Annotated in this window: 25 protein-coding genes; 8 read left to right on the top strand and 17 right to left on the bottom strand. The window is 67.2% G+C overall.

What is annotated here, in order from left to right; genetic code table 11:
- The first annotated feature begins 178 nt into the window (after positions 1-178).
- Positions 179-1,258, top strand: coding sequence for a YeeE/YedE family protein (locus H7H34_RS21005; protein WP_185926334.1), 1,080 nt, complete (start codon positions 179-181; stop codon positions 1,256-1,258).
- Positions 1,259-1,268: 10 nt separating this feature from the next.
- Here H7H34_RS21005 and H7H34_RS21000 read toward each other — a convergent pair whose 3' ends face one another.
- Positions 1,269-1,976, bottom strand: a complete 708-nt coding sequence (locus H7H34_RS21000; RefSeq protein ID WP_185926333.1) for an SDR family oxidoreductase — start codon at positions 1,974-1,976, stop codon at positions 1,269-1,271.
- Positions 1,977-2,118: 142 nt separating this feature from the next.
- Here H7H34_RS21000 and H7H34_RS20995 point away from each other — a divergent pair, with 142 nt between their 5' ends.
- Entirely contained in the window at positions 2,119-2,538 is a 420-nt protein-coding gene (locus H7H34_RS20995) for a hypothetical protein (RefSeq protein WP_067224488.1), read from the top strand.
- A gap of 32 nt (positions 2,539-2,570) precedes the next feature.
- Here the strand turns inward: H7H34_RS20995 and H7H34_RS20990 are convergent, their stop codons facing one another.
- Positions 2,571-3,059, bottom strand: coding sequence for a hypothetical protein (locus H7H34_RS20990; protein WP_185926332.1), 489 nt, complete (start codon positions 3,057-3,059; stop codon positions 2,571-2,573).
- 190 nt (positions 3,060-3,249) lie between these two features.
- Here H7H34_RS20990 and H7H34_RS20985 point away from each other — a divergent pair, with 190 nt between their 5' ends.
- Both H7H34_RS20985 and H7H34_RS20980 read left to right on the top strand, forming a co-directional pair.
- A complete protein-coding gene (locus H7H34_RS20985; RefSeq protein ID WP_158592732.1) occupies positions 3,250-3,846 on the top strand; it encodes a GNAT family N-acetyltransferase in 597 nt (198 codons plus the stop codon).
- Entirely contained in the window at positions 3,843-5,084 is a 1,242-nt protein-coding gene (locus H7H34_RS20980) for an MFS transporter (protein ID WP_185926331.1), read from the top strand. Before H7H34_RS20985 ends, H7H34_RS20980 begins: the two co-directional genes overlap by 4 nt.
- A gap of 24 nt (positions 5,085-5,108) precedes the next feature.
- Here H7H34_RS20980 and ggt read toward each other — a convergent pair whose 3' ends face one another.
- From ggt to H7H34_RS20950, 6 genes are all read right to left on the bottom strand, one after another.
- Positions 5,109-6,884 carry a gamma-glutamyltransferase gene (gene ggt, locus H7H34_RS20975; protein WP_185926330.1) on the bottom strand — a complete coding sequence of 592 codons (1,776 nt, stop codon included), beginning with the start codon at positions 6,882-6,884 and terminating at the stop codon, positions 5,109-5,111.
- A 155-nt stretch (positions 6,885-7,039) separates the two neighbouring features.
- Positions 7,040-8,074 (bottom strand): aspartate-semialdehyde dehydrogenase, encoded by a 1,035-nt coding sequence (locus H7H34_RS20970; RefSeq protein ID WP_120269949.1) that lies wholly within the window; start codon positions 8,072-8,074, stop codon positions 7,040-7,042.
- Positions 8,075-8,409: 335 nt separating this feature from the next.
- Positions 8,410-9,504, bottom strand: a complete 1,095-nt coding sequence (locus tag H7H34_RS20965) for an esterase-like activity of phytase family protein (protein WP_185926329.1) — start codon at positions 9,502-9,504, stop codon at positions 8,410-8,412.
- The gene (cobT, locus tag H7H34_RS20960; RefSeq protein WP_185926328.1) at positions 9,473-11,365 is read right to left on the bottom strand and encodes a cobaltochelatase subunit CobT; all 1,893 of its coding nucleotides are present in this window, start codon (positions 11,363-11,365) and stop codon (positions 9,473-9,475) included. The genes H7H34_RS20965 and cobT overlap by 32 nt, the downstream gene beginning before the upstream one ends.
- Before the next feature lie 11 nt (positions 11,366-11,376).
- On the bottom strand, positions 11,377-12,363 hold the full coding sequence (gene cobS, locus H7H34_RS20955; RefSeq protein ID WP_120269952.1) for a cobaltochelatase subunit CobS: 987 nt from the start codon (positions 12,361-12,363) through the stop codon (positions 11,377-11,379).
- A gap of 293 nt (positions 12,364-12,656) precedes the next feature.
- Entirely contained in the window at positions 12,657-13,283 is a 627-nt protein-coding gene (locus H7H34_RS20950) for a J domain-containing protein (RefSeq protein WP_185926327.1), read from the bottom strand.
- Positions 13,284-13,417: 134 nt separating this feature from the next.
- Here H7H34_RS20950 and H7H34_RS20945 point away from each other — a divergent pair, with 134 nt between their 5' ends.
- Entirely contained in the window at positions 13,418-13,720 is a 303-nt protein-coding gene (locus tag H7H34_RS20945; RefSeq protein ID WP_120270211.1) for a BolA family protein, read from the top strand.
- Between the two features lie 27 nt (positions 13,721-13,747).
- Here H7H34_RS20945 and H7H34_RS20940 read toward each other — a convergent pair whose 3' ends face one another.
- From H7H34_RS20940 to H7H34_RS20930, 3 genes are read right to left on the bottom strand one after another with little or no spacing between them, the layout of a single operon-like run.
- Positions 13,748-15,103, bottom strand: a complete 1,356-nt coding sequence (locus tag H7H34_RS20940) for an HlyC/CorC family transporter (RefSeq protein ID WP_120269953.1) — start codon at positions 15,101-15,103, stop codon at positions 13,748-13,750.
- 57 nt (positions 15,104-15,160) lie between these two features.
- Positions 15,161-16,315: a 3-dehydroquinate synthase gene (gene aroB, locus H7H34_RS20935; RefSeq protein ID WP_185926326.1), complete on the bottom strand. Its 1,155-nt coding sequence runs from the start codon at positions 16,313-16,315 to the stop codon at positions 15,161-15,163.
- Entirely contained in the window at positions 16,312-16,932 is a 621-nt protein-coding gene (locus H7H34_RS20930; protein ID WP_185926325.1) for a shikimate kinase, read from the bottom strand. Before H7H34_RS20930 ends, aroB begins: the two co-directional genes overlap by 4 nt.
- A gap of 162 nt (positions 16,933-17,094) precedes the next feature.
- On the opposite strand from H7H34_RS20930, the gene H7H34_RS20925 reads away from it, so the two are divergent.
- Both H7H34_RS20925 and xerD read left to right on the top strand, forming a co-directional pair.
- Positions 17,095-17,238 carry a hypothetical protein gene (locus H7H34_RS20925; protein WP_185926324.1) on the top strand — a complete coding sequence of 48 codons (144 nt, stop codon included), beginning with the start codon at positions 17,095-17,097 and terminating at the stop codon, positions 17,236-17,238.
- Positions 17,239-17,257: 19 nt separating this feature from the next.
- A complete protein-coding gene (gene xerD, locus H7H34_RS20920) occupies positions 17,258-18,193 on the top strand; it encodes a site-specific tyrosine recombinase XerD (RefSeq protein ID WP_185926323.1) in 936 nt (311 codons plus the stop codon).
- 4 nt (positions 18,194-18,197) lie between these two features.
- Here xerD and H7H34_RS20915 read toward each other — a convergent pair whose 3' ends face one another.
- The gene (locus H7H34_RS20915) at positions 18,198-19,256 is read right to left on the bottom strand and encodes a MaoC family dehydratase (protein WP_185926322.1); all 1,059 of its coding nucleotides are present in this window, start codon (positions 19,254-19,256) and stop codon (positions 18,198-18,200) included.
- A 182-nt stretch (positions 19,257-19,438) separates the two neighbouring features.
- Here H7H34_RS20915 and H7H34_RS20910 point away from each other — a divergent pair, with 182 nt between their 5' ends.
- On the top strand, positions 19,439-20,152 hold the full coding sequence (locus tag H7H34_RS20910) for a carbonic anhydrase (protein WP_120269958.1): 714 nt from the start codon (positions 19,439-19,441) through the stop codon (positions 20,150-20,152).
- Positions 20,153-20,157: 5 nt separating this feature from the next.
- On the opposite strand, the gene H7H34_RS20905 is transcribed toward H7H34_RS20910, so the two are convergent.
- From H7H34_RS20905 to H7H34_RS20885, 5 genes are all read right to left on the bottom strand, one after another.
- A complete protein-coding gene (locus H7H34_RS20905; protein ID WP_120269959.1) occupies positions 20,158-20,706 on the bottom strand; it encodes a class I SAM-dependent methyltransferase in 549 nt (182 codons plus the stop codon).
- A complete protein-coding gene (fcl, locus tag H7H34_RS20900; protein ID WP_185926321.1) occupies positions 20,703-21,683 on the bottom strand; it encodes a GDP-L-fucose synthase in 981 nt (326 codons plus the stop codon). Before fcl ends, H7H34_RS20905 begins: the two co-directional genes overlap by 4 nt.
- 3 nt (positions 21,684-21,686) lie before the next feature.
- On the bottom strand, positions 21,687-22,766 hold the full coding sequence (gene gmd / locus H7H34_RS20895) for a GDP-mannose 4,6-dehydratase (protein WP_120269961.1): 1,080 nt from the start codon (positions 22,764-22,766) through the stop codon (positions 21,687-21,689).
- Between the two features lie 154 nt (positions 22,767-22,920).
- A complete protein-coding gene (locus H7H34_RS20890; RefSeq protein WP_371811440.1) occupies positions 22,921-23,790 on the bottom strand; it encodes an RNA polymerase factor sigma-32 in 870 nt (289 codons plus the stop codon).
- A gap of 365 nt (positions 23,791-24,155) precedes the next feature.
- Positions 24,156-24,737, bottom strand: coding sequence for a CarD family transcriptional regulator (locus H7H34_RS20885; protein ID WP_067224457.1), 582 nt, complete (start codon positions 24,735-24,737; stop codon positions 24,156-24,158).
- Positions 24,738-24,761 lie beyond the last annotated feature (24 nt).

Here is a 24,761-nt window from a genome sequence, read left to right as displayed (position 1 = left end):
TCGCCCCGCCCTTGCTGATCCGCTCTTGTTAGTCGGCATCGCCGAAACGGACAAGCGCGGCGCGCGAAGCCGCGCGAAAGCTTGAGCAAGGTCAAGGTCGGCGAGGCGCGTTCGATGTATTCATGGATGCGAATATGGAGAGGCCGGGCGGGTGTCCGGACGACCTGGAGACGCGGCAATGGACATGACCAGCCTTCTGGAGACCCTCGGCGAGGCGGAGACCTCGGCGCTCGGCGGGCTGCTGATCGGGATGGCCTTCGGCGCCTTTGCGCAGCGCAGCCGGTTCTGCCTGCGGGCGGCGGCCGTGGAGTTCGCCCGCGGCAGCATTGGCATCAAGGTCGCGACGTGGCTGGTGACCTTCTCCTGCGCGGTCCTGCTGACCCAATGGCTGATCTTTTCCGGAGCGCTCGACGTGTCAGAGGCGCGGCAGTTCGCGGCGCACGGGTCTCTGTCCGGCGCGATTGCAGGAGGTGCGCTGTTCGGGATCGGCATGGTGCTCGCACGCGGCTGCGCCAGCCGGCTGCTGGTGCTTTCGGCCACGGGCAATCTTCGCGCCTTGCTCTCCGGACTGATCTTCGCGGTGGCGGCGGAAGCCTCGATCCACGGCATCCTCTCGCCGCTGCGCGACCGGATCGCCGGGATGTGGACCGTCAGCGGGCGCGAGGCGCTCGATCTGCTGCTGTTGCTGAAGCTGCCGCCCGAGGCAGGGCTCTGGATCGGCCTGCTGTTCATCGCCGGGACGATGGTCTTCGCCTTTCGCGCCGGCCTGTCCCTTTCGGGCTGGATCGGAGCTGCCGGGGTGGGAGCGACGGTGGCGGCCGGCTGGTGGTTCACCTACCAGCTCGCAGGACAGGCATTCGAGCCGATGACGGTGAAGAGCATGACCTTCACCGGGCCGTCCGCCGACACCTTGATGCTTGTGCTGACGCCCCCGGGCGAGGCGCTCGACTTCGACATCGGCCTCGTGCCGGGCGTTTTCGCCGGGGCGGCGCTGGCCGCGCTGCTGGCCGGCGAATGGCGGCTGCAGGGCTTCCATGACGGCCACTCGATGCGCCGCTACATCGTCGGCGCCGTCCTGATGGGGTTCGGCGGCATGCTGGCCGGCGGCTGCGCCGTGGGCGCGGGCGTCACCGGCGGGTCGATCTTTGCGCTGACCGCCTGGGCGACGCTGTTTGCCATGTGGGCTGCGGCCGGGCTGACGGATCTCGTCGTCGACCGGATGGCGGAGCGGCGGGCGGCTGCTGCCGCTGCCGCCTGAGCCGGCCGCCCTACCAGGGGTGCTCTTCGCCGTTCCACTGCAGGAAGCGGCCGGTATCGGCCAGGGTGAGCTTGGTCGCGACGGAAAAGATGCCGGCGGCGCTCTCCTGCGGATCGATCTCGGCGCTGGCGCCGCCCATGTCCGTGCGGACCCACCCGGGATGCATCACGACGACGCAGATGCCTTCGCCGTGAAGGTCGAGCGCGAGCCCCTGCATGGCCTTGTTCACCGCCGCCTTGGAGCTGCGATAGGCGTAGCTGCCGCTCCGCGGACGGGCGAGGGAGCCCATCTGGCTGGAAATCGTGACGATGCGCGGGTTGGCGGCGCGCCGCAGCTGCGGGCGCAGTGCCAGCGCCATGCGCATCGGGGCGAGCGTGTTCACCTGCAGCTCGCGCTCCCAGGCATCGAAATCGAGATCGTCGAGCGTCTGGTGCGGATTGAGCATGCCGGCATTGTTGAGCAGCAGATCGACCGGCGTGTCGCCGAGCGCCTGCGCGAAGGCGGAGACCGATGCGGCATCCGTCACCTCGAGAGGATGGACGACCAAGCGGTCCGGATGAGCACTGGCGAGCTCTGCAAGCGCATCGGCGCTTTCCGGCGCGCGGCAGCCTGCATGGATGCGCCATCCGCCCGCGGCGAGGAAGCGGCGGGCGAGTTCCAGTCCGATGCCGCGATTGGCACCGGTAAGCACGAGCGTGGAGGTGGCGGACGAGGTCACGGGCGGGGCTCCGGCTGGAGAGGCTCCGCGGCGGCGGAGGAGGGGCGGGGCGATGACAGGGTTGGTAAACGCGGCTACAAGGTCGCGCAAGCGGTCGCCGGGTCACGATCCGGTGCGAAACGTCACAAAGCGGAATGCAGCGATGAGCAGCGAGCAGATTGGCCCTTTTCTCGGAACCTGGATCCTCGACCTGGACGAGAGCGAATTCGACCAGAGCGACCTGCCGCAGGCGGCGACCTGCCGGATCGATGAGGAATTCGGCCTGGTGACCATCCGCATGTCGATCATTTCGGCGAGCGGCGAGGAGATCTCCGGCGAGATCACCGGCGTGCCGGGAGCGCCGGGGGCGCGGCTGTCGGAAAGCGGGCTCGCCGACCGGCTGCTGCTCTATTTCGAGGACGAGCAAACGCTGACCTCGGAGGCCAAGCGCGGCAATCTCACCCTGATGACGGCGCGGCGGCGCCTGTCCGACGACGGGCAGAGCCTGGAAGTGGAGCAGAGCGTCGAGGTGCCCGGACAGGGGTCGGTGGTGAATACCGGCATCTATCGCCGCGCCCAGTAGGGCAGGTCACGGCCTGGCGGCGTCTGCGGCCCTCAGATCAGGCCGGGCCAGCGCATCAGGGCCAGGACCCCACCCCACAGGACGAGCGACAGCACGCCGGCCAGGCGGAAGCGCGAGATAGTGCCGCGCGAGTCGACCTGGTCCAGCAGGCGCCAGGCCGGGACCAGCCGCAGCAGCAAGGCATTGACGGCGAGCGCGGCAAGAAGGACGGCCTTTGCCTGGAAGGCGGGGTCGCCGGCAATCGCGACAGGGTGCGTCGACATCAGCGCGATGCCGCTGGCCAGGGCGAGCAGCAGGCCGACAAAAGCCGTCTGGCCGAGCACGCGCGCAAGGTCCGCAAGCGGGGCCGAGCGCCAGAACCCGATCAGCCGCAGGTTGAGCGGCAACACCGCGCCGATCAGCATCAATGTCCCGAAAAGGTGGGTTGCCGCGGCGGCTTCGCGCAGGTCTGCCGAGCCGGCCATCGCGCGGGCAAGCTGCGATCTGGCGAGGAATTCCAGGAGCGGGGCGATATCCGGCATGTTCCGAAGCACTTTCCCAAAAGGCTGTCGTCTCTCCCCGATAGCCTGATTCTCCGCGACGCGGGGCGCAAGCCTTTCGGTTTCATGTCCTGCGATGCGATTTTTCTTGCAAGGCCCGGCAGGGCGATTACCTCTCGAATTGTCCGATCAACCTCAGGGTGAAATTACGGCAAGGCGACGGGAGCTGGCGATGAACGTGCTTTCCCATGTGCGACCCGGCGATGAGCTTTCGGCGACGCGGATCTATTGCGAGGCGCTGTTCCAGAAGCTGCGGCCGTTCTTCGGAACGGCGGATGCGGCGGCAGAATTCCTTGCGCCGCATCTGCAGCATGATCGCGGCGTCAGCGCCATCATCGACGGCCGCGTCGTCGGCATTGCCGGCTATCGCCTCGACGGGCATGGGCTGTTCGAGCCGAAATGGCGGCATTTCCGCGAGCGCTTCAGCCTGATGGGCACGGCGATCCGGGTTGCGGGTCTCGCGCTTCTCGACAAGGAAGAGGACGAGGACGTGCTGGCGATGGACGGCATCGCGGTCGGGGAGGCAGCACGCGGCGCCGGTGTCGGCAGCGCGCTGCTTGCCGAGATTCTGGCCATTGCCCGGCGCGCCGGAAAGCGCGCGGTAAGGCTTGATGTCGTCGATACCAATCCGCGGGCGAAGGCGCTGTATCTGCGTTGCGGATTCGTGGAGGAGGGGCGGCGCCGGCTCGACTTTCTGCGACCGATTTTCGGCTTCGCCTCGGTCACGACGATGCGGCATCACCTCGGCAGGGCGGACGGGAGCGCATGAGCGGGATCGACGATCGCGAGAAACCCGACCTGATCCCGGCGCCGACCGCCCCGGTGCCCGACCGGCCGCAGGTGGCAGAGGTGGCAGAGCATCTGCCCGGTGCGCCGCAGACGATCGACCGGGCCGCGATCGCGGTGGTCTTGTTGCTGATCGCCGTGTTCGGCCTTGCGCAGGGCCTGACGTATCCGTTGCTGTCCTTCATCCTGGAGCGGCAGGGAACGCCGGCCTGGCTGATCGGCAGCAATGCCGCGATGATGGCGCTGGGCCTGATCCTGTCCGCACCCCTGGTGCCGCAGCTGGCGATCCGTTTCGGGGCGGCGCGGCTGGCGATTGCTTGCGCGCTGCTGCTTGCGGTCCTGTTCGCGCTGATCGGAATGATACAGTCGCTATGGCTGTGGTTTCCGGCGCGCTTCCTGCTCGGCGTCGGCATCAACGGGCTCTACATCTCGAGCGAGACCTGGGTGAACCAGCTGGCGCCCGACCGGATCCGCGGGCGCATGCTCGGGCTCTATGCGACGGCGCTCGCCGGCGGCTTTGCGCTCGGCCCGGCAACGCTTGCCGTTACCGGCACGCGAACGCTCGCGCCGTTCTTCCTCTGCATCGCGGTCTGTCTGACATGTGCGGTGCTGATCGCCACGATCCGCCATCGGCTGCCGCGGTTTGCCGCCGGAGAAACCGGGTCGATCCGCACCGTCGCACCTCTGATCCCGTTCCTGCTGGTGGTTACCGCAATCGCTGCCGCGTTCGATCAGGCGATCCTGACCCTGTTCCCGATCTATGGCCTGGGGCATGGCCTCGACGAGGCGGCGGTGGCGACGGCGCTTGCCGTCCTGATCGTCGGCAACATCGTCTTCCAGGTGCCCATCGGGACCGTCGCCGACCGCTGGGGACCGCGCCTCGTCATGGTGGTGCTGTGCCTGCTGACGATTGCCGGTGCCGCCCTGTTGCCCGTGCTGATCGAAACCAAGTGGCCGCTCTGGGCCATGCTTTTCGTCTGGGGATCCTCGGCCTATGGCGTCTACACCATCGCGCTGATGGAGCTCGGCCGCCGCTTCACCGGGGCCATGCTGATCGCTGGCAATGCCGGGTTCGCCGTGATGTGGGGCGTTGGCGGTTTTGCCGGGCCGGCGATCTCCGGTCTTGCCATCGATACGGCCGGGCTCAACGGGCTGCCGATGCTGCTCGGCGGCGTCTACGTGCTGCTGCTGGCAGCGACGCTGGCCCGCCGGCGGGGCTGAGCCCGCCGGCGATTTGCGGCTGTCCTAGTAGCCTGCGGCGAGCGCACCCTGCACCCGCGGGTCCGAGGCACCGGCAAGGCCGTTCTCGACCGCCATCACCGACTGTGTGGAGCCCATGGTGGCGCGCTCCTCGACCGTGTGGCCGCGTTCACGCAGGATCGCCAGCGTGTCCGGCGAGAAGCCTTCCTCGATACGGATTTCGTCCGGCAGCCATTGATGGTGCATGCGCGGGGCGGCGGTCGCCTCCGCGATGTTCATGCCGTGGTCGACCACGTTCAGGATGATCTGCAGCACGGTGGTGATGATGCGGCTGCCGCCGGGCGAGCCGGTGGCCAGCACCAGCCGGCCATCGCGGAAGACCAGCGTCGGGCTCATCGAGGAGAGTGGCCGCTTGCGCGGAGCGACGGCATTGGCATCGCCGCCGATGAGGCCGTAGGCGTTCGGCACGGCGGGTTTGGCGGAGAAGTCGTCCAGCTCGTTGTTGAGCAGGATGCCGGTATCGCCGGCCATCATGCCGACGCCGTAGGAGAAGTTGAGCGTGTAGGTGTTCGACACCGCATTGCCCTGTCCGTCCACCACCGAATAGTGCGTGGTCTCCTCGCTTTCGTAAGGCGCCGGCTTGCCGGGAGAGAGCCCGTCGGCGGGCGTCGCCTTCGCCGTGTCGAAGTCGGCCATCCGCGAGGCGGCGTAGGTCTTGGAGGTCAGACCCTTCACCGGAATGTCGACGAAGTCGGGATCGCCGAGGAACTCCGAGCGGTCCGCATAGGCCCGCTTCATCGCTTCGGCCATGACATGGAGCGTCGCCGCCGAACCGGAGCCGGATGCGGCAAGGTCGAAGGGCTCCAGCATGTTGAGGATCTCCACGAGATGCACGCCGCCGGAGGAGGGGGGCGGCATGGAGACGATCTCGTAGCCGCGATAGGTGCCGGAGACAGGCGTGCGCCATTTCGCCTCGTAGGCGGCAAGGTCGTCAGCGGTCATGTCGCCGCCGCCTTCGCGGACCCTTGCGGCAATCGCCTCCGCGACCGGACCCTTGTAGAAGCCGTCCGGGCCTTCGTCGGCGATCTTCTGCAGCGTTGCCGCGAGCTGCGGCTGGCGCAGGGTCTCGCCGGGCTCATAGAAACCGCCATCGGGCTTGTAGAAGGTCGCCAGCGCGGCAGGATCCTTCGACAGGCGGGGATGGGCCTGTTTCAGGGACCCGGAGAGATCGTCGGAAACGGGGAAGCCGTCGCGGGCAAGCGCGATGGCGGGCGCGATCAGGTCGGCGAAGCTGAAGCGGCCGCTGCCGTGGCGGGCATGGGCGGTGTGGAAGCCGGCAACGGTGCCGGGAACGCCGACGGCGAGACCCGAGTAGCGGGACTTTTCGCTGTCCGCATTGCCGTCCGCATCGAGGAACATGTCCCGGCTGGCCGCGGCGGGGGCAAGCTCGCGATAGTCGAGGGCCTGCGTCTCGCCGCTACCGGCCATGTGGACCAGCATGAAACCGCCGCCGCCGATATTGCCGGCGCGCGGCAGAGTCACGGCGAGGGCGAAGCCCATCGCCACCGCCGCATCTACGGCATTGCCGCCGGCGGCGAGGATGTCGCGGCCGACGCGGGTCGCGGTCGCCTCCTGGCTGGCGACCATGCCGCTGCGGGCGAGTACGGGGTGGAAACGGTCCGAGCCGGAGAGGATCGGCGCGGGCTGCGGCGCGGTGGGGGCTGCCGTCTGGGCAAGGCCGGGCCCAGCCCAAAAGAGGCAGGCGGCAAGGGCGGCGCTGGCGATCCTGCGCGCCGATGCCAGTGGTGGTGTCCTGTTCATCGTCTCACTCACTCCCCGGATGATGTTCTGGACGGGCAGTCTGTCGGCTTTTGTCCGGCGCGGCCAGCCCTGTCAGGATTGCGGGGAGTGGATGAAAAACGGCGCGGCCCCAGGGGGCCGCGCCGCGCGGAAAACGGATCGGAAGGAGGAATGCCTCAGGCGGCGACCTTCTTCGGGGTGATCAGGCCGCGATTGACCAGAACCTCGGCGATCTGCACGGCGTTCAGCGCCGCGCCCTTGCGCAGGTTGTCGGCAACGACCCACATGTTGAGCCCGTTCTCGATCGTGGCGTCCTCGCGAATGCGGCTGACATAGGTCGCATCCTCGCCGGCGCTCTCGTAGGGCGTGACGTAGCCGCCATCCTCGTGCTTGTCGACGACGAGCACACCCGGCGCCTCACGCAGGATGTCGCGGGCCTCCTCGGCCGTGATCGGGCGCTCGAACTCGATGTTGACGCTCTCCGAATGGCCGATGAACACCGGCACGCGCACGGCGGTGCAGGTGACCTTGATCTTCGGGTCGAGCATCTTCTTGGTCTCGGCCAGCACCTTCCACTCTTCCTTGGTGTAGCCGTCCTCCATGAAGACATCGATATGGGGGATGACGTTGAAGGCGATGCGCTTGGTGAACTTCTCCGGGGTGATCGGATCGTTCACGAAGACCGAGCGGGTCTGGTTGAACAGCTCGTCCATGCCGTCCTTGCCCGCGCCGGACACCGACTGGTAGGTGGACACGACGACACGGCGAATGGTGGCCGCATCGTGCAGCGGCTTCAGCGCGACGACGAGCTGCGCGGTCGAGCAGTTCGGGTTGGCGATGATGTTCTTCTTGGTGAAGCCGGTGATGGCATCGGCATTCACTTCCGGAACGATCAGCGGCACGTCGGAGTCGTAACGCCAGGCCGAGGAGTTGTCGATGACGACGCAGCCCTTGGCGGCGATCTTCGGCGACCACTCCTTGGACACGGTACCGCCGGCGGACATCAGGCAGATGTCGACGTCCGAGAAGTCGAAATGGTCGATGGCCTGGCAGGTCAGCGTCCGGTCGCCGAAGGAGACGTCGACGCCCTGCGAACGGCGGGAGGCGACAGGCACGACCTCGCGGGCCGGAAAGCCGCGCTCGTCCAGAATGTCGAGCATCTCGCGGCCGACATTGCCGGTCGCGCCGACCACTGCGATCTTGTAAGCCATTGTTGTTCAGTCCTCTCTTGCCGCTCCCCGCCAACCCGAAGCCGCCATCCCTGCGGGAGCCTCAGGTCCTTTCGGTCCCCCGTCAGACCCGGGGGAGCGCGGGTCGAGAGGGCCGTCAGGCGGTCGTTTTGCGGGTCGTCGTCGTGGTCGTGCCGGCGCACGCGACACCGTTCGCGGCTTTCGTCGCGGTCAACGGGGCGTTGGAAAGGGCGCACGGCTTCGGCATGGGATCCCTCGCGGATCCGGACGGGAAGTGTCCGAACCTCGACGGCGTCTAGATGCCGTCATGCGCGGCCATTGTCAACATGGCCTTGCGGATGCGCGTCGCGGCGGGGTCAGCCGTCGATGCGGAAGCGCAGCAGCAGCGTGCGCTGCAGGATCGAGCGGTTGTCGTCGGAGATGATGGTGAGGATGGTCTCTCCGGCGTCGTTCCGGTGGATGGCGACGCCTTCCATGTTGTCGATCTGCTCGGAAAAGCCCGCCTCCAGCAGCACGCGGCCGACCACCATGGCGCCGGGTTTCAGCTCCGCTGCCGGCAGCAGGCGAACCCGCATGCCGACGCCATGGCGCAGGGTGAACCGCCGCTCCAGCAGCACCATGTCGCCATTGTCGAGGAAGGTCGCGTCGGTCGCGTCGTAGGAGTCCTGTCGCAGAACCGTGAAGGTACCCGGCGTCGGTCCGCCGAGCAGGAAGCCCGGCAGGTTCGAGTTGAAGGTCTGTCCGCGCTCCGAGACCACGACCAGCGTGCCGGAAAGCGGGCCGGAATTGGCGAAGGCGATGGCCTCCATGCCCTTGTTGTGGCGCAGCTGACGCAGGGCGGGAGGCAGGTCGAGCTCGCGTCCGGGCGTACGCAGGTCGGCGAGCGGGTAGGGGAAGGCGTAGATCGCGTGGTAGCGCTCGGTCGCCATGTAGAGCTCGCCGGTACCATCCGGATTGCGGCGCAGCGTCAGGGCCTCCGCATCGCCGCGGCCGCGATCCATCAGCGGCCGGCCGTCAGGACCGACGATGGCGCTGAGCTGGGCGTCGCGAACCGCGAGCGGCCGCCCGTCGGGCTCCGCGTCGATGGTTGCCGTGAACCACAGGCCGTTGTCGGCGATGGCGGTCATCCGGCTGCCGTCGGGGCTCAGCACCAGTCCCGAAAGGCCGCCCATGTGACGATTGCCGGACAGCAGCTCCAGTCCACCGAGAAAGGTGAGTTCGCCGAAGCGCGGCTCGTCGGCGCGGCCGATGCGAAAGGCCTCGATCCGCTTGCTGCGGACCGTCACGTCCTGAAAGGGGACGTCGATGACGGCGCGAGCCGGGGCCGGTTCGACCACCAGCAAGGCGGCGAACAGGGAAGCCGCCAGCGCGAGGCCGCGCTGTGCGGAAAGCCGGATCGCCGGCAGGCGGATCATGGTGTCAGCGGGCCGCGCGACGCCGTCCGCGGCCACCGCGCGACGTCGCCTGCGTCTGCTCGTCGAAGAGATCGGCGAGCTGGTCGGTCATGGCGCCGGCCAGTTCCTCCGCATCGACGATCGTAACGGCACGGCGGTAGTAGCGCGTGACGTCGTGGCCGATGCCGATGGCGATGAGCTCCACCGGCGAGCGGGTCTCGATTTCCTCGATGATGTAGCGAAGGTGCCGCTCGAGATAGTTGCCGGGATTCACCGACAGCGTGCAGTCGTCGACCGGGGCGCCGTCGGAGATCATCATCAGGATCTTGCGCGCCTCGGGACGGCCGAGCAGGCGCTTGTGCGCCCAGTCCAGCGCCTCGCCGTCGATGTTTTCCTTCAGCAGGCCCTCGCGCATCATCAGCCCGAGATTGCGGCGGGCACGGCGCCAGGGCGCATCGGCGGACTTGTAGATGATGTGGCGCAGGTCGTTGAGGCGGCCCGGCTGGGCCGGCTTGCCGGCGGCAAGCCACGCCTCGCGCGACTGCCCGCCCTTCCAGGCGCGGGTGGTGAAGCCGAGGATCTCGACCTTCACGCCGCAGCGCTCCAGCGTACGGGCAAGGATGTCGGCGCAGGTCGCGGCAACGGTGATCGGCCGGCCGCGCATGGAGCCGGAATTGTCCAGCAGCAGCGTGACGACCGTATCGCGGAAATTGGTGTCGCTCTCCTGCTTGAAGGCGAGCGGCTGCATCGGGTCGGTGACGACACGGGTGAGGCGGGCCGTGTCCAGCATGCCTTCCTCCAGGTCGAACGACCAGGAGCGGTTCTGCTGGGCCAGCAGCTTGCGCTGCAACCGATTGGCCAGCCGGGCGACGGCGCCCTGCAGGTTGACCAGCTGCTTGTCGAGATGGCTGCGCAGGCGGTCGAGCTCGGCGGTGTCGCACAGCTCCTCGGCCGGAACCGTCTCGTCGAAGCGGCTGGTGAAGAACTTGTAGTCCGAGGTCAGCGGCAGGTTGGAAAACGGCAGCTCGCGGCGCCGGCTTTCGCCCGGCTCCTCGGCCTGATCCGCCTGGTCGTCCTGGGTGAGCTCCTGCAGGTCGCCATCGAGACCTTCGGTTTCGCCCGCCTCGGTCTCCTCGCCGGAGAGTTCCATCTCCTGCGGCGCACCCTCGTCCTCGCCGCTTTCCTCCTCGCCATCGGCGGAGGTCTCGCCGCGCTCGTTGCGGCCTTCGGCGTCCTCGTTCTCGCCGTCCTCGTTCTCGCTCTCCTGGCCGATGTCCTCGTCCATCTCGAGAGAGGTCAGCACCTTGCGCAGACGCTTGGCGAAATCCTGCTGGTCCTCGATCCGGTCGGCGAGCAGGTCGAGCGCGTCGCCCGCCTTATCCTCGATCCAGCCGCGCCACTGGGCGATCATCGGCTCCGCGCTCCTGGGCGCCGGCCGGCCGGTCAGGCGCTCGCGCACCATGTAGGCGATCGCCTCTTCCAGAGGTGCATCCTCGCGGCTGGCGACGTCCGCATAGGCGGCCTTGCGGCTGCGCTCTTCCAGCATGGCGGAGAGATTGTCGGAAACGCCGGGCATGCGGTTGGCGCCGACCGCCTCGCAGCGCGCCTGCTCGACCGCGTCGAAGATGGCGCGGGCCGTCTCGCCCTGCGGGACCAGCTTGCGGTGCAGGCCGGGGTCATGGCAGGCGAGCTTGAGCGCCATGGCGTCGCCGAGGCCGCGCGTGACGGCGATCTCGTCGGCGGTGAGGCGACGCGAGGGCTCCGGCAGGCGGGCCGTGTGGCCCGACAGCGACGGCTTGTCGGAGGAGAACAGCACCTCGAGCTCGGCATCGGCGGCGATGGCGCGCATCGTGTCGCCGATCGCCCGCTTCAGCGGTTCGCTCGAGGGCTTGCTCTTCTCGGAAGGCGGATTGCGCATGGGAGTGCCGGTCAGCTCATCACCACGTTGGCAGCGGACTCGGGCAGCTCTTCGCCGAAGCAGCGCTGGTAGAACTCGGCCACCAGCGTGCGCTCCATCTCGTCGCACTTGTTGAGGAAGGTGACGCGGAAGGCGAAGCCGAGGTCCTTGAAGATGTCGGTGTTCTCGGCCCAGGTGATCACCGTACGCGGGCTCATCACCGTCGACAGGTCGCCGTTGATGAAGGCGTTCCGGGTCATGTCGGCGAGGCGGACCATGCGCGAGACGGTCTTGCGACCCTCCTCGTTCTGGTAGTGCTTCGATTTGGCCAGGACGATCTCGACCTCGTTGTCGTGCGGCAGGTAGTTCAGCGTGGTGACGATCGACCAGCGGTCCATCTGGCCCTGGTTGATCTGCTGCGTGCCGTGATAGAGGCCGGACGTGTCGCCAAGGCCGACCGTGTTGGTGGTGGCAAACAGGCGGAAGGCCGGATGCGGGCGAATCACCCGGTTCTGGTCGAGCAGGGTCAGGCGGCCGGAGACCTCAAGCACACGCTGGATGACGAACATCACGTCCGGGCGGCCGGCATCGTACTCGTCGAAGACCAGCGCGATGTTGTTCTGCAGCGCCCAGGGCAGGATGCCGTCCCGGAACTCGGTGACCTGGCGGCCGTCCTTGAGGACGATGGCGTCCTTGCCGACCAGATCGATACGCGAGATGTGGCTGTCGAGGTTGACGCGCACGCAGGGCCAGTTCAGCCGTGCGGCCACCTGCTCGATATGGGTCGACTTGCCGGTGCCGTGATAGCCCGTGACCATGACGCGGCGGTTGTGGGCGAAGCCGGCGAGGATCGCCAGGGTGGTCTGCCGGTCGAAGAGATAATCGGGATCGAGATCGGGCGTATGCGAGGTCGGCTCCTTGTAGGCGGGAACCGTCAGGTCGCTGTCGATGCCGAAGGTCTCGCGCACGGACACGGTGGTATCCGGCAGGTTTTCGACGGGCATGGTCTTGTCAGTCATCTTTCCTCCGCTGGCCCGCCGCCGGCGGGATCCGCGATGTCGCACTGCACCGTGATGCCGCCACGGCGCGAAATTCGAACCAGACCCTATTGCCAGAGCCCCGTTCGGCCAAGTGAAAACGCCTCGTCGCTGGCGGCGCTGGCGCGAATTGCGCCGGGAAAGGGATCTCCCTGCGACGGGAAACCGCAGGCCGGCGGGGCCGGGCGCGATCCTCAAAACCGGGAGGTCTACGATTTCATAGCCTATCCGGACCAACTGGCAAGCCTGCTTAAGGACAAGGCAGTCCGGTGGCTTCAGCAGAAGCCGGCCTTTTTCAGCAGCGAATAGGCGTTGATGATCTCGCGTAGCCGGTCTTCAAGCGATCTGTCGCCGCCATTGGCATCTGGGTGCAGCCGCTTCACGAGTTCCTTGTAGCGGGCCTTGATCTCGGCGTCGCGGGCATGATGCGGCAGGCCGAGCGTGTCGAAGGCGCGTGCCTCCAGCTGCTTCAGCTTGGGCGCGCGGGCGCCGCTTCCTTCCGTGCGGCCGCCGCGCCCGGGGCGCTTGCGGGCCTCCGCGCGGGCCTTGGCCGCCTGGCGCGGGTCGACATCCGACCAGGCGTGGGCACCTTCGCCGGCCGCCTTGGCATTGACGCCCATCTTCCAGGTCGGGCGATGGCCGGTCAGGGCGTCGCGCTGGTAGGCGCGCGTCTCATCGTCGTCCATGCCGGCGAAATAGTTGTAGGACTTGTTGTAGTCCCGCACATGGGCGAGGCAGAAATGGTGGTACTCGCCATCGGCATGGCGCCCCTTCGGCGCCCTGTGGGTGCCGGGCTCGTCGCAGCCTTCCCAGTCGCAGGTCCGCTCGCACACGAACTCCTCCTCCGCAGCGCGGCTGCGCTTCGGGCTGATGCGAATGCGGTCGAAGATGTCCGAAGCCACCGGTCCTGGTCCAGTTTCCGTGATCTGCGGGGCGGGAATGCGCGGCTCTTGCCACGGCGATCCGCATAAATAGGGGGAGGGGGGCACCTTCGGCAAGGTCTTGACGGCGCCGAAAAGTCTGTCACATGGAGGGCATGAGCATCCGGGACCTGATCGAACAGCGTCTGCGCGAGGCCTTCGCCCCGCAGAGCCTCGAGGTGATCGACGAATCCGAGCGCCACCGCGGACATGGCGGCTGGCGCGAGGGCGGCGAGACCCATTTTCGTATTCGCATGGTGGCACAGGCGCTTGCCGGCCAGAGTCGCGTCGCGCGACACCGGGCCGTCAACGACTGCCTGAAGCCGGCTTTCGACGCCGGCCTTCATGCGCTGGCGATTGAAGTCCGCACGCCCGACGAGCGCGACCCGCGCGGTGGCGGACCGGCGTCTCTCGCCTGAACCAGACCCTTCGCCGGGCCGGGCCGATCAGCCCGGCTGGACGGTGGGGGTCGGTGCCTGGGCTGTCGCGGCCGCTTGGCCGGCGAACACGGCCTTGACCGAGCCGGCCACGGCCTTGGACAGCGGCGTGATCTTCAGGCGCGTCACGCGGTTCTTCTCGCGCTTCAGCACGGTGAAGCGGTAGCCGTGGAAGGTGAAGGCCTGCCGTTCCTCGGGGATCATGCGGGCCTCGTGGATCACCAGTCCCGCGATCGTGGTCGCCTCGTCGTCCGGCAGTCGCCAGTCGACGGCACGGTTGAGGTCGCGGATCGGCACGCCGCCGTCGACAATGATCGAGCCGTCCGGCTGCGGACGCACGCCGGCAAGCTCCACGTCGTGCTCGTCCGAGATCTCGCCGACGATCTCCTCCAGGATGTCTTCCAGCGTCACCAGGCCCATCACCTCGCCATACTCGTCGATGACGAGGGCGAAATGCGCCTTGCGCTTCAGGAAGGCGTTGAGCTGGTCCTGCAGGCTCGTGGTGTCCGGCACGAACCACGGCGGAGAGACGATCTGCTCGATCTCGATGCTGGAGGTGTCGCCGCCGGCCGCCGCGAGGGCGCGCAGCAGGTCCTTGGCGTGCAGGACGCCGATGTAATTGTCGGTCTGCCCGCGCCACAGCGGCAGGCGCGTGTGGGGGCTGGCCAGGGCTTCCTGGATCAGGTTGTCGACCGGTTCGTCCGCGTTCAGCGTGTTCATCTTGGTGCGGTGGACCATCACGTCCGACACTTCCAGGTCGGCGAGATCGAGAAGACCGCCGATACGGTCGCGCTCGGCCTTCACCAGGCCGCCTTCCAGATGCTGCAGGTCGACGGTGCCGCGCAGCTCTTCATGGGCCGAGAGCACGTTGCGGTTTTCCGACACGTCGACACCGAACAGGCGCAGCAGGGCACGCACGATCATTTCGACGGCGCTGACGACCGGCCCGAAGACGATCACGACGACGCGGACCACCGGCGAGACGGCGATGGCGAAGCTGTCCGGATTGGAGATCGCCCAGGTTTTCGGCAGCACCTCGGAGAAGATCAGCACGAGGGCGGTCATCACCAGGGTGGCGTAGACGACGCCGGCATCGCCGAACAGGCTCAGCAGCACGTTGGTGGCGAGCGCCGAGGCGAGAATGTTGACCAGGTTGTTGCCGAGCAGGAGCGCGCCGATCAGCCGTTCGCGGACCATGATCAGGCGGCTGACGACGGTCGCGCGCCGGTCGCCGTTTTTCTCCAGCTGCAGCATGCGGGCACGTGAGGCCGCGGTCAGCGCGGTCTCGGAGCCGGAGAAGAAACCGGACATGACCAGCAGGACAATGATCGCGAGGATGGAAAGCCAGAGGCTTGCGTCACTCATCTGTTGTCGTCTCGCTCGTGTTGGCGCCGGGTTCGCGGCGGTGAAGGCCGCGCGCGATCAGGACCGGCCGGCCAGTTCATCCGTCAGGAAATCACGCAGCGCGGCGGGATCGACACCGCGCTCGATGAAGGCTTCGCCGATGCCGCGCACCAGAATGAAGGTCAGAGCCCCGCGGCTCACCTTCTTGTCCTGCGCCATGATGTCGAGGAAGCTCTCGGCCGGCGGCATCTGTCCCGGGATATCGCTGATATGGGTGGGCAGACCGACGCTGGCAAGATGCGCGGCGACGCGATCCCGGTCTTGCGGCGGGCAGAGGCCGAGACGCACGGAAAAGTCGAAGGCGAGGCGCATGCCGATGGCAACGCCCTCGCCATGGACGAGGCGCGTGCCGTCATAGGCAACGATCGCTTCCAGCGCGTGACCGAAGGTGTGTCCGAGATTGAGCAGCGCTCTGGTGCCCGTCTCGAACTCGTCTTCGGCGACGATGGCCGCCTTGGCGCGGCAGGAGATGGCGATGGCTTCCTCGCGCTCCGCCCCGCCGGCGAAGACGGCGGCGTGGTTGTCCTCCAGCCAGGCGAAGAAGCTCGCATCGCCGAGCAGGCCGTACTTGACGGTCTCGGCATAGCCGGCGCGGAATTCGCGCAGCGGCAGCGTGTCGAGCGTTGCGGTGTCGGCCAGCACGAGCGCGGGCTGGTGGAAGGCGCCGATCAGGTTCTTGCCGTGGCGCACGTTGATGCCGGTCTTGCCGCCGACGGAGGAATCCACCTGGGAGAGCAGCGTCGTCGGCATCTGGACGAAGGGCATGCCGCGCCGGACGCTGGCCGCGACGAAGCCGGCGAGATCGCCGACCACGCCGCCGCCGAGCGCGACGATGGCGTCATTGCGCTCCAGCCGGGCTTCCAGCACCCGGTCGCAGACTGTCTCGTAGACGCTGAAACGCTTGCTCGCTTCCCCGGGCGGCAGCAGGATGGTGGCAAAGCCGATCTCGGCGGCCTCGAGCGAGGCCTGCAGGCGCTCCAGATGATGGGTGGCGACGGTCTCGTCGCTGACGATGGCGACCCGGGAGCGCGGCAGCCGTTCCGCGATGCGCGTACCGGCTTCCTCCACCAGCCCGCGGCCGATCAGGATGTCGTAGGAGCGCTCGCCAAGAGCGACCGGAACGCGCAACGGGGCCCCAGTCTCGGTCTCGGCCGTCACGGTCTGCGGTGTCATGGGCGTGATGCTCCTTCAGCCTGTTCGCTCAAGGCCGGAGCGAAACCGAAATGCGCTTCGAGCGCGGCAACGATGTCGGCGACCACGGCCTCATGCGGCACGTCGCGCGACTGGATGGTGAGTTCCGCTTCCGCATAGACCGGTTCGCGCTCCGCCAAAAGCCGGCGCATCACCCCTTCGGGATCCGGGTCGTTGAGCAGCGGCCGGTTCGGCTTGCGGCGCACCCGGTTCATCACGAGCGAGAAGTCGGCCTTCAACCAGATCGAGAGGCCCATCTCGCGCACTGCCGCACGGGTCTCGGCGTTCATGTAGGCGCCGCCGCCGGTCGCCAGGATCTGCGGCCCGTTCTTCAGAAGGCGAGCGATGACCCGCTGCTCGCCGGCACGGAAATAGGCCTCGCCATGCTGGGCGAAGATCTCCGGGATCGTCAGGTTCGCAGCCGCCTCGATCTCCGTGTCCGCGTCGACGAAAGGCAGCGAGAGCGTCTGGGCCAGACGGCGGCCGACGCTCGACTTGCCGCAGCCCATGATCCCGACCAGCACGATGGAGCGCGTGCCAAGTCCGGTCACGAGGCGGGCGGCACGCTCTTCCTCGACGAGATTCGGCAGGACGGACATGTGATGGCGCTCTCCCCTTGTGACCCATCGCTTTGCCCTTGTCCTGCCCGCCTAGTCAAGTCCGCTTGCGGTGCCGGGACCCATCGGGCACTTGCATCGCGGGTGGGGACTGGCCGATAAGGAAGGCATCCGCTGGCCGTTCCACAGTCCGATACAACGCCAATGCCCACGATCTTCCGACTGCTGTTCGTCCTTCTCGTGCTGGCCGGTGTGGCGGCCGGGACAGTCTTCGCCCTTGGCACGTTCGTCGAGCCGGAGCCGCACGAGATCACGGTGCGGCTGCAGATGGACGGCTTCGGCCGTTAGGCCGGGGCAGGAGGACGGGATGGCAAGGGACGCCCTGCTGATCGAGAGCTTCCTGGAGATGCTGTCGGCCGAGCGCGGGGCCGCTGCCAACACGCTGGAAAGCTACCGCCGGGATCTCGACGATTTCGCCGGGTTCCTACACGCGCGCAAGGCGTCTGCGGCAACCGCCTCGCGGGAGGATGTCGCCGCCTATCTCTCCGACCTCACCCGGCGCGGCTATGCGGCCAGTTCGCAAGCCCGGCGGCTGTCTGCCCTGCGCCAGTTCTACCGGCACCTGTTCGCCGACGGGCTGCGGGCAGACGATCCGACACGCACCATCTCCACTCCCAAGCGGCGAGCGGCCCTGCCCAAGGTGCTCGGCGAGGAGGAGGTCGACCGGTTGCTAGGCGCCGCACGTGCGGCGAGCGAGGTCGAAGGCCTGTCCCCGGCTGCGCGGCTGAGGGCGCTGCGCCTGTACGCCTTGCTGGAAGTGCTCTATGCCACGGGCCTGCGTGTATCCGAGCTCGTGTCTCTGCCGCTTTCGGCCGCGCTGCGCGACGAGCGGCTGATCGCGGTGACCGGCAAGGGCAACAAGGAGAGGCTGGTGCCGCTCGGCCTGGCGGCGCGCGAGGCGATGCGCGCCTATGTGGCGTGCCGGCGGGCGGAGGGCGTGTTTCCCACGAGCCGCTGGCTGTTTCCCTCGCATGGAGAGAGCGGGCATTTCACCCGTCAGGCCTTTGCGCGCGATCTCAAGGAGCTTGCGGTGTCGGCAGGGCTCGACCCCTCAGCGCTCTCGCCGCATGTGCTGCGGCACGCCTTCGCCTCGCACCTGCTGCAGAACGGAGCGGACCTGCGCGTCGTGCAGCAGTTGCTGGGGCACGCGGATATTTCGACGACGCAAATCTACACCCATGTGCTCGACGAGCGGCTGGCGGCATTGGTCGAAGGCCACCACCCGCTGGCGCGCCGCAGCTGACGTCTCAGCGCGGCATCAGCACCCACATGTCGAAGTCGAGAATGACGCTCGGATCGTAGGCGCCGTCCGGACCCGTGAACGGGAAATCGTGGCAGGGGCGGTCTTTCGTCGCGATCATCCGCAAGCGCAGGGCGCCGACATCGTGGCGGCCGGAAATCTCGGCCTTCTCGACGACCTGCGACCAGGCGAAGACGGTGTTTCCGGCAAACAGCGGCGCGACATGGCGCCCGGCATTGAGGCCGGCGATGTGGAAGGCGTTGCCCAGTCCGTTGAAGGACAGCGCACGGGCGAGGGAGATCACATGGCCGCCATAGACCAGCCGCCGACCGAAGCGGCCCTGGCCTTCCGTGAACTGGTTGAAATGGACGCGGGCGGTATTCTGGTAGAGGCGGGTGGCGATCTGGTGCTCGGCCTCCTCGACGGTCATGCCGTCGACATGGTCGATGCGCTCGCCGACCTCGTAATCGTCGAAGCGATGCGGGGAGCCGGCAAGGTCGTCGTCCCAGGCCTCGGCGTCGATCAGCGGGCAGGCATCGCCGAGGGCGTCCGGCGTGATCGCCTCGGGTAGTTCCGGCACCACCGCCTCCGGCGCCGGGCTGGCGGGGTCGCGCTTGTTGACCATCACCCAGCGGACATAGTCCAGCACTTCGGTGCCGTCCTGATTGTAGCCGGTGGAGCGGACATAGACGACGCCGGTGCGCCCGTTCGAGTTCTCCTTGAGGCCGATCACCTCGGAGACAGCCGAGAGCGTGTCGCCGGGATAGACGGGGGCAAGGAAACGGCCGCCGGCATAGCCGAGATTGGCGACGGCGTTGAGCGAGATGTCCGGGACCGTCTTCCCGAAGACGATGTGAAACACCAGGAGGTCGTCGACCGGCGCCTCGGGGTAGCGGATGCGCTGGGCGAAATCGTCGGAAGATTGCACCGCGAAGCGGGAGCCGTAGAGGGCGTTGTAAAGGGAGATGTCGCCCCGGGTCACCGTGCGCGGGGTGGCATGGCGCAGGACCTGGCCGATGCGGAAATCCTCGAAATAATTGCCTGGGCTGGTCTTGCTCTTGGTCATGCCGCATCCTCCCGCGTCGCTTTTCGCGGTGCAATAAGACAGGCTGGAGGGAAGCTGCGCAAGCACGACCTTGGGTGGTTGCGGCGCTCACGAGCAGGTTGCCCGCGCGGCGACAAGGGCTTAACAAGGCTGATGCTCCCGGAAGCCATGTTTCCGGCGCCGCCAAGAAGAGGGACCAGATCATGGCAGACGAGCAGCACGGGACGGAGGACGGCAAGCCCGCGTCCTTTCCCTCCTTTCCTCGGGAGTTGCTCGCGGGATATCGCAGCTACCGCGAGCATTCGCACAGGCCGCATCGCACCGATTACGAGCGCCTGGCGCTCTATGGGCAGCAGCCCGAGGTGATGGTGATTTCGTGCTGCGACAGCCGGGTGACGCCGGAGGGCGTGTTCGCAGCCGGACCGGGCGAGCTCTTCGTGGTGCGCAACGTTGCCAATCTGGTTCCGCCCTATGCGCCCGACAACGATTATCATTCGACCAGTGCTGCGCTCGAATTCGCCGTCCAGGCCCTGAAGGTCCGGCATATCGTCGTGCTCGGCCACGGCCAGTGCGGCGGCGTCAAGGCGTTCCTGAACCAGGATGCGGTGCCGCTGTCGCCGGGCGATTTCATCGGCAAGTGGATGACGCTGCTCGAGCCGGCGGCACAGTTTCAGTGCCTGAAGCTGGAGCGCGACGAGGATCCGCAGCTGGCGATGGAATATGCCGGTATTCGCCAGTCGCTGGTGAACCTGCGCAGCTTCCCTTGCGTGCAGATCCTGGAAGAGCGGGGGCGCCTTGCCCTGCACGGCGCCTGGTTCGACATCGGATCGGGCGAATTGCGGGTGCTCGATCCGGAAAGCGAGCGCTTCGTCGCCGCGCCGACCATCTTCGCCTCCGGCTTTGCGTCCGGAGGCTGAGAGGCTTACTTCACGCCTTCAAGGTTCAGGCTGACGAGGCGGCCGGTGTCCTTGGCCATGTGCGGCAGATAGGCCTGCGAATAATCGTCGAGGCCGCTGTGCTCGGTCGTGCGCCAGTCCCACCGGCGCGTGGACGAAAAGCCGACATCGATCAGCGTCGCCGACAGGGTTTCCTCGTCGAAGACCATCTTGTGATAGTCGTACTGGTCGCGCTGGCCGCCGACCAGCAGGCCAAGCACCTGCGGCAGCGCGATGTCGTTCGACGTGTCGAGATAAAGCTCGGCGGCCGCCCGGAAGTCCGGCACGGCGATCCGCAGGACGCCGCCCGGCGCCAGCACGCGGCACCACTCGGCGAGGACGTCGCGGTACTCCTTGCGGCCGAAATGCTCCAGCACATGGCAGGCATAGATCAGCTCGACGGTGCCGTCCGGAATGAAGGACAGGTCCTCGACCGGTCCGATGCGGTCGACATGCGGATAGTCGAGCGCATCGACGTGGTAGAAGCCGGGAATGTGCTTCACGCCGCAGCCGAGGTGGAGTTTCTCGATTTTCATTGGGTGCTGCCCGTTCTGCCGTCGGCGCCGAGAGCGGCGCGGTTGTCCAAGTACCAGCGGATCGTCTGCCGGATGCCGTCCTCCAGCGCCACGCGGGGGCGCCAGCCGAGCGCGTGCAGGCGCCCGGAATCCATCAGCTTGCGCGGCGTGCCGTCCGGCTTGGTTGCGTCGAAGCGCAGCTCGCCGGCGAAACCGGCTTCGCGAGCGATCAGCGTCGCAAGATCGCGGATCGAGACTTCCTGGCCGGAGCCCACGTTGATCGGCTCGTCGCCGTCATAGGCATCGAGCAGGAACACGATCGCATCGGCGAGGTCGTCGACATGCATGAACTCGCGCAGCGGCGTGCCGCTGCCCCAGATCTCGACCGTCTTGGCGCCGGTCTCTCGCGCCTCGACGAACTTGCGGATCAGGGCCGGCAAGACGTGGCTGGTGGCGAGATCGAAATTGTCGTTGGGACCATAGAGGTTGGTCGGCATCGCCGAGACGTAGGACAGCCCGTGCTGGCGGCGATACGCCTGGCAAAGGTAGACGCCGGCAATCTTGGCGATCGCGTACCACTGGTTGGTCGGCTCCAGCGGGCCCGTCATCAGCGCATCCTCGCGGATCGGCTGTTCGGCAAATTTCGGATAGATGCAGGACGAGCCGAGAAAAACGAGGCGGCGGACGCCATGGTCGGCGGCGGCGGCGATCACGTTGGTCTGGATCTGCAGGTTGTCCTGCAGGAAGTCGACGGGTTGCCGGTCGTTGGCGAGAATGCCGCCGACCCGTGCGGCCGCCAGGATCACGGCATCGGGCCGTTCGCTGGCGAAGAAGGCGGCGACCGCACGCTGGTCGGTGAGGTCCAGCTCCGCACGGGTGCGGGTGATGATCTCTGCCTCTTCCTGCGCAAGGCGGCGGCAGATTGCCGAGCCGACCATGCCGCGATGGCCGGCGACGAAGATGCGGCGCGGCGTACCGGCGGTACTGTCTGCAGTCATCGCCTAGTCCTCGCGGCCATAGGCGCGGCGGGCATGGCGCTCCACGCGCAGCAGCTCGAGATCCGCATCCACCATCTCGTCGACAAGCTCGGCAAAGCCGGTCGTGTGGCTCCATCCCAGCCGCTCGCGTGCCTTGGTCGGATCGCCGAGCAGGAGGTCGACCTCGGTCGGGCGGAAATAGGCGGGGTCGATGGCAACCAGCGTCTCGCCGCTCGCCCGGTCGCGGCCCGTCTCTTCCTCGTCCTTGCCGGACCAGACGATCTCGCGGCCGACGCGCGCGAAGGCGCGCTCGACGAATTCGCGAACCGTGTGGGTCTCGCCGGTCGCCAGCACGTAGTCGTCCGGCTCCGGCTGCTGGAGGATACGCCACATGCCTTCGGCGTAGTCGCGGGCATGACCCCAGTCGCGGCGGGCGTCGAGATTGCCGAGATAGAGCTGCTTCTGCAGGCCGAGCTCGATGGCCGCGACCGCGCGGGTGATCTTGCGGGTGACGAAGGTCTCGCCGCGCAGCGGGCTCTCGTGATTGAACAGGATGCCGTTGCTGGCGTGGATGCCGTAGGCTTCGCGGTAGTTCACCGTGATCCAGTAGCCGTAAAGCTTGGCGACCGCATAGGGAGAGCGCGGATAGAACGGCGTCGTTTCGCTCTGCGGCGTCTCGCGGACCTTGCCGTAAAGCTCCGAGGTGGACGCCTGATAGAAGCGGCAGGACTTTTCCATGCCGAGGATGCGGAGGGCCTCCAGCAGGCGCAACACGCCGGTCGCATCGGCGTTCGCCGTGTATTCCGGGGTCTCGAAGCTGACCATCACATGGCTCTGGGCCGCGAGATTATAGATCTCGGTCGGCTGGATCTCCGACACGAGACGGATCAGCGAGGAGCTGTCGGTGAGGTCGCCGTAATGAAGGAAGAAGCGGTTGCCGTCCTCGTGCCGGTCCTGGATCAGCGGATCGATCCGCCCGGTGTTGAACGAGGAGGAGCGGCGCTTCAGTCCGTGAACCTCGTACCCCTTGTCGAGCAGGATGCGGGCAAGATAGGCGCCGTCCTGGCCAGTCACGCCGGTGATGAGCGCGCGAGGTGCGGTCATGTGAAGTCCCTGTGCGGATGCCTGAAGAACGAGCTTGTCAGTCGTTCCTCCTACTGCACGTAAGGGACAAGGGCAACCGCCGCCGCTTTCCCTGACGGGAGATGCGGCGACGGAAGTCGTTTTTTGACAGCGTTGTGCAGTCGATGCGCGGGCGTCAGCCGCAATAGGCGAGCTTGTCCGGCTGCACCTTCAGCAGTGCGTCGCGCAGCTTGTCGAGGGCGCGGCTCTCGATCTGGCGCACGCGCTCCTTGGAGATGCCGAGCTTCTGCCCAAGCGCTTCCAGCGTCTCGCCTTCCTCGCTCAGCCGGCGCTCGCGGACGATGCGCAGCTCGCGTTCGCTGAGCACCCCGAGCGCGGTTTCCAGCCATCGGGTGCGCCGCTCGGTGTCGATGACGCCGCCGACCGTTTCCTCCGGCAGCGGATCTTCGCTGACAAGGAAGTCCTGCCGGTCCGCGCCCGATCCGTCGGATTCGAGCACGGGGGCATTGAGCGAGGTATCGGGTCCCGACAGCCGGGCGCTCATCGTCGCCACGTCCCGCACCTTCACGCCCATCGTCTCGGCGATCTTCTCGACCAGTTCGTCCTCGCTGATGCGCGTGGTGCCGCTGGAGAGTTTCGCCCGAAGGCGGCGCAGGTTGAAGAAGAGGGCTTTCTGCGTGGACGAGGTGCCGCCGCGAACGATGGACCAGTTGCGCAGGATGTAGTCCTGGATCGAGGCGCGGATCCACCAGGTGGCATAGGTGGAGAAGCGCACCTCGCGCTCAGGCTCGAACCGGGAGGCCGCTTCCAGCAGACCGATATGGCCTTCCTGGATGAGGTCGCTCATCGACAGTCCGAAGTTGCGGTACTTCGCCGCGACCGCAATGACGAGGCGCATATGCGCCAGGCTGAGACGGTCGAGTGCAGCCTGGTCGCCCTGGTCGCGCCAGGCGATGGCGAGCTGCTGCTCTTCTTCACGGCTGAGATAGGGCGCGTTCATCGCGGCCCTGACAATCTGACGCCGGTTGCCCGAAAGATAACTCACGGTGTGTCCCTCCGCGTCCCGGCTCCCCTGATGGAAGCCCGGCCCCGGGCGGCGATGCAGCTGCCACTCGGGTGCCACTGGTCTGCTATCGACATATGATACGCAGTCACCACGGTTTCGGTTCAACTCGCCGGCGCATGGAATGCACGCGCCCGCCTCGGTGAGATCGGTGACAGCGTTTCTTGGACCAAGCATGACTCCTGTATGCGATCAGGACCAATAGAAGTTCCTCGAGATCGCGATAAGTTTACCTGATTGACGGGTCTCAGGTTGCGATGGCGCGCCGCATCTTGCAGGCACCAAAAGAAAACGCCCGGCGCGGGTGGCGCCGGGCGTCGAAGTGTCGGACGGTTCCGTTGTCGCCATCAGGCGGCTTCGGTCTGTTCCCCGTCCTCGTCCTCGGTCGCAGCGGCGGCGGCCTTGCGGCTGGCCGACTTGGCGAGGTTCTGTTCGATCTGGCGGATCGCCTCGGTGTCCGAGCACTTGTTCACGGCAGCGATCTCACGCGACATGCGGTCGAGGGCGGCCTCGTAGAGCTGACGCTCGGAATAGGACTGCTCGGGCTGGCTCTCGGACCGGTACAGGTCGCGGACCACCTCGGCGATGGCGATCAGGTCGCCCGAATTGATCTTCGCCTCGTATTCCTGGGCGCGGCGGCTCCACATGGTGCGCTTGACGCGCGGGCGACCGCGAACGGTCTCGAGCGCCTTCTTCACGGCGGGAGCATCGGCAAGCTTGCGCATGCCCACGGAAGCGATCTTCGCGACCGGGACGCGCAGCGTCATCTTGTCCTGTTCGAAATTGATCACCAGAAGCTCAAGCGCATATCCCGCGACATTCTGTTCCTCGATCGCGGTGATCTGTCCAACGCCATGGGCGGGATAGACGATAAACTCACCGGTCTTGAAACCCTGTCTCTGCGCGGTTTTCTTCATCGTTGTTGCCATACGCCTATGCTACTCCTGCGCAGT

It is taken from the genome of Stappia sp. 28M-7, from assembly GCF_014252955.1.
Taxonomy (GTDB): Bacteria; Pseudomonadota; Alphaproteobacteria; order Rhizobiales; family Stappiaceae; genus Stappia.
Note: the sequence above shows the minus strand (reverse complement) of the source record. Positions and strands in the feature narration are given on the sequence as shown.